This window comes from Pseudomonas sp. PAMC 29040, from assembly GCF_003994535.1.
GTDB classification, from domain to species: Bacteria; Pseudomonadota; Gammaproteobacteria; order Pseudomonadales; family Pseudomonadaceae; genus Aquipseudomonas; species Aquipseudomonas paraversuta.
In genome coordinates this window covers 217,700-226,881 of the sequence record NZ_RZAA01000006.1, presented here as the reverse complement: position 1 = coordinate 226,881, position 9,182 = coordinate 217,700, and the positions used below count along the sequence as shown (strand labels likewise).

At 58.3% G+C, this 9,182-nt stretch carries 12 protein-coding genes; all 12 read right to left on the bottom strand.

Features of this window, described 5'->3' with window-relative positions:
- Positions 1-16: 16 nt before the first annotated feature.
- The 12 genes from WG29040_RS13290 to WG29040_RS13235 all read right to left on the bottom strand — a co-directional run bounded on the left by WG29040_RS13290 (position 17) and on the right by WG29040_RS13235 (position 8,980).
- Entirely contained in the window at positions 17-1,288 is a 1,272-nt protein-coding gene (locus tag WG29040_RS13290) for a phage portal protein (RefSeq protein WP_127196269.1), read from the bottom strand.
- Positions 1,288-2,961 (bottom strand): terminase large subunit, encoded by a 1,674-nt coding sequence (locus WG29040_RS13285; protein ID WP_106117422.1) that lies wholly within the window; start codon positions 2,959-2,961, stop codon positions 1,288-1,290. The genes WG29040_RS13290 and WG29040_RS13285 overlap by 1 nt, the downstream gene beginning before the upstream one ends.
- Positions 2,962-3,456, bottom strand: a complete 495-nt coding sequence (locus WG29040_RS13280) for a terminase small subunit (RefSeq protein ID WP_127196364.1) — start codon at positions 3,454-3,456, stop codon at positions 2,962-2,964.
- Between the two features lie 242 nt (positions 3,457-3,698).
- Complete coding sequence (locus WG29040_RS13275; protein ID WP_127196268.1) at positions 3,699-4,028, bottom strand: HNH endonuclease; 330 nt, start codon at positions 4,026-4,028, stop codon at positions 3,699-3,701.
- Positions 4,025-4,222, bottom strand: a complete 198-nt coding sequence (locus WG29040_RS13270) for a hypothetical protein (protein ID WP_127196267.1) — start codon at positions 4,220-4,222, stop codon at positions 4,025-4,027. Before WG29040_RS13270 ends, WG29040_RS13275 begins: the two co-directional genes overlap by 4 nt.
- A gap of 60 nt (positions 4,223-4,282) precedes the next feature.
- Entirely contained in the window at positions 4,283-4,612 is a 330-nt protein-coding gene (locus WG29040_RS13265) for a phage holin, lambda family (RefSeq protein ID WP_127196266.1), read from the bottom strand.
- Between the two features lie 303 nt (positions 4,613-4,915).
- Positions 4,916-5,467: a hypothetical protein gene (locus tag WG29040_RS13260; protein WP_127196265.1), complete on the bottom strand. Its 552-nt coding sequence runs from the start codon at positions 5,465-5,467 to the stop codon at positions 4,916-4,918.
- 156 nt (positions 5,468-5,623) lie between these two features.
- A complete protein-coding gene (locus WG29040_RS13255; protein ID WP_177412976.1) occupies positions 5,624-6,007 on the bottom strand; it encodes an antiterminator Q family protein in 384 nt (127 codons plus the stop codon).
- Position 6,008: 1 nt separating this feature from the next.
- On the bottom strand, positions 6,009-7,304 hold the full coding sequence (locus WG29040_RS13250) for a site-specific integrase (protein ID WP_127196264.1): 1,296 nt from the start codon (positions 7,302-7,304) through the stop codon (positions 6,009-6,011).
- The gene (locus tag WG29040_RS13245) at positions 7,301-7,510 is read right to left on the bottom strand and encodes a hypothetical protein (RefSeq protein WP_127196263.1); all 210 of its coding nucleotides are present in this window, start codon (positions 7,508-7,510) and stop codon (positions 7,301-7,303) included. Before WG29040_RS13245 ends, WG29040_RS13250 begins: the two co-directional genes overlap by 4 nt.
- Complete coding sequence (locus WG29040_RS13240; protein ID WP_127196262.1) at positions 7,503-8,198, bottom strand: replication protein P; 696 nt, start codon at positions 8,196-8,198, stop codon at positions 7,503-7,505. The genes WG29040_RS13245 and WG29040_RS13240 overlap by 8 nt, the downstream gene beginning before the upstream one ends.
- Positions 8,195-8,980 (bottom strand): helix-turn-helix domain-containing protein, encoded by a 786-nt coding sequence (locus tag WG29040_RS13235; protein WP_127196362.1) that lies wholly within the window; start codon positions 8,978-8,980, stop codon positions 8,195-8,197. Before WG29040_RS13235 ends, WG29040_RS13240 begins: the two co-directional genes overlap by 4 nt.
- Positions 8,981-9,182: the final 202 nt, after the last annotated feature.

Sequence of the window (9,182 nt, the reverse complement as noted above, 5' to 3'; positions counted from 1 at the left end):
TCAGTCTCCAGAAAAACTAAACCCCGCTGGGTGCGGGGTTCGTTTTGCCAAGTTGGGTAAGCGGCACGTTCTGAGACTGCCGGGTTGCGACATCGCCGCCAGGGAGTGGCGGCCGGTTACCGACACGTCTGCCCTCGTTCACCGTAAGCAGGCCCGTGTCGATTTGGGTTTTCATGTAATTGGCCCGGGCCGTCGAGTCACCGCTTAACAATCCGTCGCGGTTGTGTTCGGCGTGGATGCGGCCCAAGTCGGCAGGCTTGATCAGCCAGCGCAAAATGCTGGTTTCCCAGATTTCTAAATATGGATCCAAGGTGTACTGCAAGAAACCGAGGTTCTGCTGCTCGATGCCGGAGCCCCAACTGGTGGACTTTTCGACATCGCCCACCAGGTGCGGCGGCACGCCGAAGAACCGGGCCAGTTCGCTGACCTGAAACTTGCGCGCCGCCATGGTTTCGGCGTCCTGCGGGCTGACGCCGATGGCCTGGGTGGTAAACCCCGCCTCCAGCACCCACAGGCGCTTTTTAACCGGCCCGCCGGAGATCTCCTTGAAGTTCTCCTCAAGCTGATCGCGCTGGGCCTTGTTGAGCGTCTTGCCATCGCCGGTCATCAGGATCTGCGGCGACTTCGCACCGTTGGCATAGAAGTCGCGCTGCTGGTCTTCCATCGCCACCGCAACACCGACTGTTTTGGCGCCGAATGCAATCGGGGAAAGCCCCACCAGTCCGTTAAAGCCAAAGCCCTTGAGGTGGAAAATCTCCGACTGTTTGAAGTCGGCGTATTCACTGTCACGGCGGTAGCGGTAAACCACCCGCTTGCCTTCAAGGCGCACGTCCATATTGACCGACATCAACGGCACCAGGCTGATGATGTCGCCCACGCTGTTGCGCTCGATCAGCGCGTAGGCGTTGCCGTAATAGCAAAGCTGCATGGTCATGGCGGCGCGGAAATCGAAGGCCGTCATAAACTGGTTGGGGCTGTAACGCAGCAGGCGGGACAGCGGGTTATCAAAGCCAACCTTGGAGCGGTCCTCACCCTTGGTTTCAAACACATCCAACGGCAGGCAGGCCGTTACGCTGGAGATGAGGCGCACGCAGGCAAACACGGTGGAGATTTGCAGCGAGCGTTCATCGTTGACGACTGAGTCGCCCACAACGCCGGTGGCGGAGACAGGCCCAGTCTGCGAGCCCTTCTCGGGAGAGACCAGGCGCCCACCAACGAAGAAGCTCGCCATACGCGCCCAGAAAGGACTGCGGGTGCGCAGGTCAATGCTGTAATCGGTGTCTGCCATTACATACTCATTGGTCGATTAAGGAAGTCATCGATGTTTGCCGAGGGCATCGGGTTCAGTGACAGCAGCGTCACCGCGTTAAACGTGGCCATCAGCGGATCGATCTTGGCCGAGCCCGACGCCTGCTTGGTGATCAGGATCGAGTTGCCACGTGGCTCGACTTTGGCGTTGCCGCAGCACCAGGCCATCATCGGCTGGCCGCCGTGGATCAAGGTGCCTTCGGCCAGCTTGCGTTCGGCAGTTTTGATCGCACCGCCGAGCTTCCAGCCCTGTGAAATGCCGATGACCTTTTCTTCAGGTACACCGGCCTCTACCAGGGCATCGAGAATCGCGCCGATACCCGCCGGGTCGAGCCCCACCTTGTCCAGCAGGCCGGATTGCTCAACACGGGCGACCAGATTGGCTACCTGCTCGACGTCCTGGCCTATCTGCTCAACCAAAGTGAGATTTTTATCTTTGGCAAAGTCATGGAAGTTGGCCGCCACGGACTGGCGACGGACCAGCACCGAGGGGTGGGCCCAGGCGTGTGTCCACAACAACCACTCGCGAGTCGCCCGGTGCCGGCCGACAGCCGCAAAGCCCAGCAAGTCATCCAGACCGCCGCCATCGATGCCGATATCTATCACTTCGCACTGGCGCAGCAGGTCATCGAAGCTCAACCCCGGGCGTTTGCCCTGCACTTCCCAAAAGTCGGCACCGGCCCAGCGTTCGGACAGCAGCGCCAAACCGACTTCAATATTGGCGTGCTTGGCCAGAAAGCCGCGCAGCTCTTCTTCACCCGCTTCCTGCGCCATTTTGAAGCTGCGCAGCAGGAAGGCTTCGTCCACCGAGAACCCCATGTTCGGGTTAACCAGGTGGAAGTTTTCGACCAGACGGGCTTCGCCGCTTTTGATCATCGCCTGCGGAAACTCGTAAATCACCGGCAGGAACTGGTTGTCATCGATACGCCCGTCGCGCACAGCGCGGGAGTACTTGAGCTTTTCGCGGAACACACCGGCAGGCGGCTCGTTAGACTGCGTGGTCAGCCAGATCACAAAGCCTTCAGGCCGTGACGCCAGACCGCCCGTAGCTTCGCGGATGATGTCCGGAGCCTTGACGTTCTTGCCGAACAGCCAGGCTTCGTCGATCAGCACGCCCACGGCCTTTTTGCCGCCCACCGTGTCGCCATCGGCGGCCACCACCTTGAGCGTGGCGCCGGTCTCTCGGTGGGTGATGGTGCGCAAGTGCGGCTGGACGTGCATCAGGTCGCGCAACTCTTCGTCGTGCTTAACCATATCGGCCGCAGGTTTGAACGAGTTGTCGGCAATTTCCTTGGTCGGGGCCAAGATGATGAACTCGGCCGACATGCGCCAATTGCGGATCAGCGCGGTAAGCATGATCCCGGCGGCAATGGTCGACTTTGAGTTCTTCTTCGGAATACACAACATGTATTCCGAGATCATCCGGCGCCCGGTGGTGTAGTCGTAGGCGCCGAAGATCGCCCCGGCGAAGTCGAACACCCACTCGGCGCAGGACTCACCAATAGTAGGGCTTCCCGGGGCGTCGACGATCTTCAGTTCGCGCAACACCGCCAGACCAGCTTCGGCCTCTTGTGGAAACAATGGGCGCGGGATGATCGACTGCCCCAGGCGCAGTTTCTGCTCCCAGTCCGGGCAGGCGGTCGTCCATTGCATTTACTTGACCGCCTTCAATGGGGGTGGGCTTGAGCCGAAGCGCCCTGCCCCGGCAACCTTCGCCGCGTTTTCGCGCTCGGTCTTTTTACCGGTCTCGCCTTTGCGCGGGTGCATAAAGGGCATCAGCGCTTTGGCAGCATCGACCCGCAGCTTTGCTTCGGCTTCATGGTCATTCATGGCAGCCAGCAGGAACGCTTTCGGGTCGGAGAATGACAAGGCCCTGTTCAAATCGAAGCCCGGGCCGTCATCGGGATCAGTTGCTTGTGGCGCATCAGCAGCCGGTTGTTGCGCTGCGGGAGCTTTAACAATTTTGTTAACTTTTTTGTTAAAGGTGGTCCCGGCCATTGCGGCCATGACGTAAGGGTCTTTTGCCAGCCGTGATCCGGCGGCCGATGCGCTGGACGCCGCGTAGCCTGCGGCGATGGCTGCGTCCTTGTTAGAGGCACCGCCCCTCAAAGCGTCGACGAATGCCCGCTTCTTGGGTGTTAAAGCCATTAACAAAAATTCCTGAAAAGGGGAAAAAATGTGCGCGTGCGGGGATGGGTGGTCTAGGAGCAAAAGGCCTCTGGAGTTTTACCCTCCCCCCACCGGCAAATGAGAAATATTCTCATTATATCGAATAAGAATCATTCTCAAAATCACAAATGCGAATCAATTCCAACAACTTTATTGATAAAAATTCTTATTTGAATATTTGTGACCGATACAAGCAATAAAGATTGACATTGCAAAGACCTTCAACCTGCTGATTCTTCTCGTTTTTTTACGATATCGTGGCAAGGTCTGCACAGCGACTGCCAGTTGGTACGATCCCAAAACAGCGTCATGTCGCCACGGTGCGGGATGACGTGGTCGACCACACTGGCCGCTGTCACCCGGTCATCACGCTCGCAGTAGACGCACAGGGGATGGGCAGTGAGGTGCACCAGTCGCGCCTGTTGCCATGCGTAACCGTAACCGCGCTGGGTCGAAGTGGCCTTGTCGCTGCGCCATGACCCAGGCACTGCGGTTGCGATGCGATTGGCTTGGGGTTGCAGGCGTGTGGCCAGTGTCTTGAGGCGGCTCATGCTGGATGACGCGGTGCGCCGCTCATGTAGGTCAGTGGCGTTGACTCGGGATCCTGCTCAATCCCCTCTTCCGCCAAGGCTGTGATCAATTGGGTCTGCTGGGTCGCTATCCGCTGGAGGATCGCTGTCTGCTTGATCTGTTCGGCCAGTACCTGACTGAGCAGGCCAGCCAAAGAGTTCTGCTGCTCGCTCATATGCAATCGCCTTCCACTTGTTGAGTTGTTCGCGCCTGGCGGCGCAGCCGCTGCAGGTCATTACTTGGATCGCCGTGGTAGCTTGAAGTCAGCGAAGCGGTCAGCCAGGTCAGCGATCTTCTTCACACCCAAGAAACCAATCCAGATGCCTGCCGGTGTGGCCAGGCTGGACGGCAGGCCGAAGTACTCCAGCACCGCGATCAGGCTGGTGGTGAGCAGCATGCAGATGGTTGCTTCGAGCATCGCCTGCCGCCGAGTGCCACCGCCATAGATGATCCGCAGCGCCGCCATTACAAAGGACAGTGTGGCGGCATAGATCGTCGGCGAGTGCTGACTCAGCCACGCGAGCGCTATCACCCAGGTGTCTGGCTTATCAGGCATATGAGGCATCCGGTGTCCTCCCGAGCTGGGAGCAGAATGGGTTCGGCCCCGACAGCACTCCCAGCTTGACGCGATGGGTGTGGCGGGGCCGAAAACGAAAAAGCCCCGGCAAATGCCGAGGCTTGAAATGGGTATAGAGCTACGGTGCTTAAACGGCTTGTTGGGACACGCTCCTCATCCTCTCATTGCGTAACCGATCAGAAAGCGCACGGTTTTGGTCGACTACAATGCCGATATGGAGAGTTTTCCTGCACGCGCATCTGCAAAAACGACGAAACCCAGTTGGATCGTTGGGCTTTCGAACAGCCCGACCTACGAAACCGAACTAAGGGTTACAGGCTCAACCAATTCTATTTGTCCGGTGCTTTTATATCCGAACTTAACAACAACGATTTCCGGTCGCAGCTGGAGTAACCAGTGCTTTAGTAAACTTGTCTCGGTTCGAGACTCAGACCTAAAAGCCTCGAGTTGTCTTCTGTTTTCCGGAGTATTGAAGAAACATGCTAACTGCCGCGCAGACTTCTCGTCTGCAGCCTTGAAATACCAGCAGGAATCGCCTTGGACGTCTACGAACCAATCAAGCTCACTGAGCTCCTCAACATAACTCTTATAAAAACTAACCTTTAGAACAGCTCCCTGATCCTCGTCCTGAGGCCGATCGACGGTCACTACTGGTACTGTCCCGTCCGCGACTTCAACAAGCCGAGCTTGAAGCCCAACTCGTATCTCTTCGATTTGCTCCTCCGTAAGGGAGTTTGAAAACAGAGGAAGCCCGCCTGTATATCCTTCTGGATGTCCGCTACCCAATAGGTCGACGACAGCATCAAAAAGGGTTTGAATTTCGGTAGAGATTATCTGGTTCACTATATGAGGTCTCGTTCCATTGAGCCCAAAGAATGCAGCAGGTAATTACATAATGCAAAAGCCCGACTCAAAGGTCGGGCTTTCTCTGTGGTGTCCCGCTGTAACAGCTAAACACGGTGCTATGAAAACAGAGCTATTCCATATGGACAACTCTTTTTACGCGGCTTCACGCAGGGTCTCCAAAACGCAGTCGATCCAAGCCACACCCGCCTTAATCAGCTCTCGCGCCTTCATCTCACTCACCTTGAAGTGCCGGCCCACCCGCACTGCCGGCCACTTGGATCCGTAGTAAAGCCACACCATGTCGCCCATCTGCTGGTCTCGCTTGCACAGCCTGGCCAAAGCTCCATCAACGGCACAGGCCAGCTCATCGGTGATGGTGTAGGACTTCGTGCTGGAGGGCAGCGCATCACGCATAAGTGCCAGTATCGGCGAGGCATAGCTGGGTATCCCCATCCCGTCCATCCGCCACCAGCCCCATTGCTCAAGCATGTGCTCGGTATCGCCCAAAGGCCGGTGCAGCGTTTTGCGAACCATCATTTTAATCCTCGCCTATGGTTGTTTTCTGAATAGCGCTGCAAGCCGCGCCGTTAGCGGCCTGCAGCGTATTACCGGATTCTCCGAATCTAACGTCTGTCTGCCCGTGGATCAGACTGAAGCCCTTCTCGTCTAGATGGGCGTGCCACTTCTCCAGCGCGTCACGCTTGCGGTTCATCACGTCCGACTGGATGTACACTTTCACGTTGTGGCCCATCGCGTGGTTGATCAGCAGCTCACCGATCAGGTGGTCGATGCCGAGGACTGCCCAGCCCGTGCGAGCCAACTTGCGCAGGTCGTGACTGGTCCACTCGCCTTTGCCCAACCGGGTGAACACGGCACTGGCCTGCCCTTCGCTCAGCGCCTTGCCATTGCGCGCCGGGAACAGGTACTGGCCGTCATAGCCGCGGGCGGTTTGAGTTTCGCGGTACTGGATCAACAGGCTGCGCACCTGGTCGGTCAATGGCAGGTGATGCTCCACGCCGGTCTTGGTGTGCTCCGCTGGAATGAACCACTCGCGTTCGGCCAGGCTGATATGCGGCCAGCGTGCTTGCCGGGTTTCTCCAATTCGCGTTCCGTGGCACAGCATCATCAGGGCCAGCATCGCGTCAGCCGGTTCGCTGTCCATGACCTGCCCCAGCTCGGCCAGCAGATCCTGCAGTTGCACGCCACGCAGGCGCGAAGGCTTGATCCCGACCTTGGCTTTGGAGAAGTCGCTGAACTTGATGCCCGCCATCGGATTGGACGTGATCAGGCCCAGCTTCAACGCTTGCCGGAATGCCAGGGCCAGCAACTGGAACGCCAAGCGCACGTAATCGATTGAAAGAGCTTCCTGCAGCGGCCACATGAACAAGTTATCGAGGGTCGCCTTGCTTACTTCTACCAATGGCAGATCACCCAGGCGCGGCAGTAGGTGGCACTTCATGGCCGAGGCGCCGGTGTTCTTGCGCTTGGCCGACAGGCTGCGGTCGCGGGCCATACGATCGGCGTACCAGTTGAGCAGTTCGCCCGTGGTGGTCCACTGGGAAATGGTCGAGCCCGCATCAGCCGACACACGCAGGCGCACGGCCGGCAGCGCGGCTAGTACCTGCTTGGCGCTCAAGTCCGGGAAGGCGCCTATGCGGTGCCAGCGGCGTTTGTTGAGCAAGTACCAGGAGCCCCGGGTGCGGTTCTTGGAAAAGCGAAAGTGCAGCGCCGGGTGGCCGGCATCCCGCAGGTCGCGAACATGCTCGAGCTTGGCATTGCGCCCAATCTCGGCGTCGGACAGCTTCACGGTCAGGGTTTTGATTTTCGTGTTCATCGCCCCGCTCCCACAGGTGATTGCAGGTCCACCACTTCAAAGGTGCTGGGCCACATCAATCCGCCGAAATGCTTTGCCGCGCTTTCATTTTCAAACAAGGCCACAGCCCGGTCGGGCTTATGGCTCAAGTCGAGCTTGTAGGAGCAGCAGTGAACGGCCCAACGGTAGGCGCTCGGCTCAACCGGGGCCAGACGAGGATTAGGCATGCGCAGCACCTCCCGAACGCATGGCCCGCAGCGCGGCCAGAGCCTTGTTGCCCACTTCTGGCGCGCTGCGCTCGATGGTCCGTGGCGGCAAAGCCAGCGGCATTTTCTGCAACGGCAGGCCTGCCAGAATACGGCGCACCGTGATCGTGTAGTTGCGCTCAAACAGCTTGATGCTCAGGTCGTGGGACAGCCGGTTGAGGTTTTCAAAGCCGCACTCTTTGGCCGTGTGCCACACCGCGTCATGGGTCCACTTGGCCTGGCCGGCCATCGACGGATGCGCGTTACGGCAAGCTTCGCGGTGAGCCGCAGACAACCTCGGCAGGCCGAGCATTTCCGCTGTCGGTGTGCACCAACCGATAAACACACCCACGTTCGGCACAAAGTCCTTTGCGGCTTGGCGCGCCTGCATCAGGCCGAAGCGCAATTGCTCGGTGCTGCAGATCCCGGCTTCGAGAAAGCCGCGCATCCACTGCTGCTTGGCCGCTTTGTAGGTCGCCATATCCGGCCATGCCTGCTTCCACGCGGGGAATATTGAACGCAGTTCGCGGAACAGCCCATTGATGACCTTGGCCGTGGCCTGGGACAGCTCGGCGGCGGGCTGGATGTTTTCACTTTCACCGGCAGCGATGAATTGACCAGTCTGGACCTTGGCCCACAGGCCGGTAGCAATCACTGAAACTTGATTCATTTGGCACCTCCATTGATCCAGCTGGTGTCTTCATCGTCATACCCAGGCGCATCGGCCTGGACCACAACACCGGCAGTCTTCACCCGCTCACGCTTGATCCAGGTAGCCAGCCGGAAACACCAGCCCGCAGCACTATCGACAGTGGACGGCTTGGCAACGTGAAAGCCCTTGAAACCTGAAATGACTTCATCGGTCAGCGAGTCAGATGGCAGGCCAGCGATAGCGAGCTGATCGGCCATCGCCTTCGTAGCGGGTTCCCACTGAGCGAACATGGCAAAGCGTTGGCGGTCATCGGCGGCGAGTGCTTGTTGATCCTGCTCGGCAATCACTCCAGCAAACTCGCGCTGCAGCTGCTCTTCGGTTACTTGATGGTTAAGTGGTGGTTTGGGTGCAGAATCTGCACCCCGGTCTGTCGAAATCTGCACCCCGGTGTGTTGTAGGTTGCACCCCGGTGCGTCGAAATCTGCACCCCGCTTTGACCGGGGTGCAGCATTTGCACCCCGTGAAAGTTGAAGGTCATAAACAACCGGGCGGCGGTCGTGCTGGTCTATATAAACCGCAGCAAGAGCCTGGTTCCCGCGAACAATCCAACAGGCCTCACGCAATAGGTCGAGTTTGTAACGGACAGTGCGCTCAGAAAGACCAGTGTCTTCGCTCAGGCGGTTTACAGAAGGGAAAGTCCCGCGCCCGTCTGCACTGGCGTAATTGGCCAGACACAGCAATACGTGGCGTGCACTCGAATCGGCTAAATCAGCCTTAGGAATTTGCAGCGCCCAAGACATCGCCTGGACACTCACCGCGCAACTCCAACGCAAGGTGCGCAGGCTTCAATGGAATTACTTGATGATCCAATGGTGCTCATAGTGGGCCCCGAAGTAAGTGATGAATCAGCCAAGCAACCCACTGGCTTTACTTGCCTGGGAGCTGGCTGCTGGATGGATTAACAGCTAATCAGCCGCACTACTGGTCGAAGTGGTGAAGATT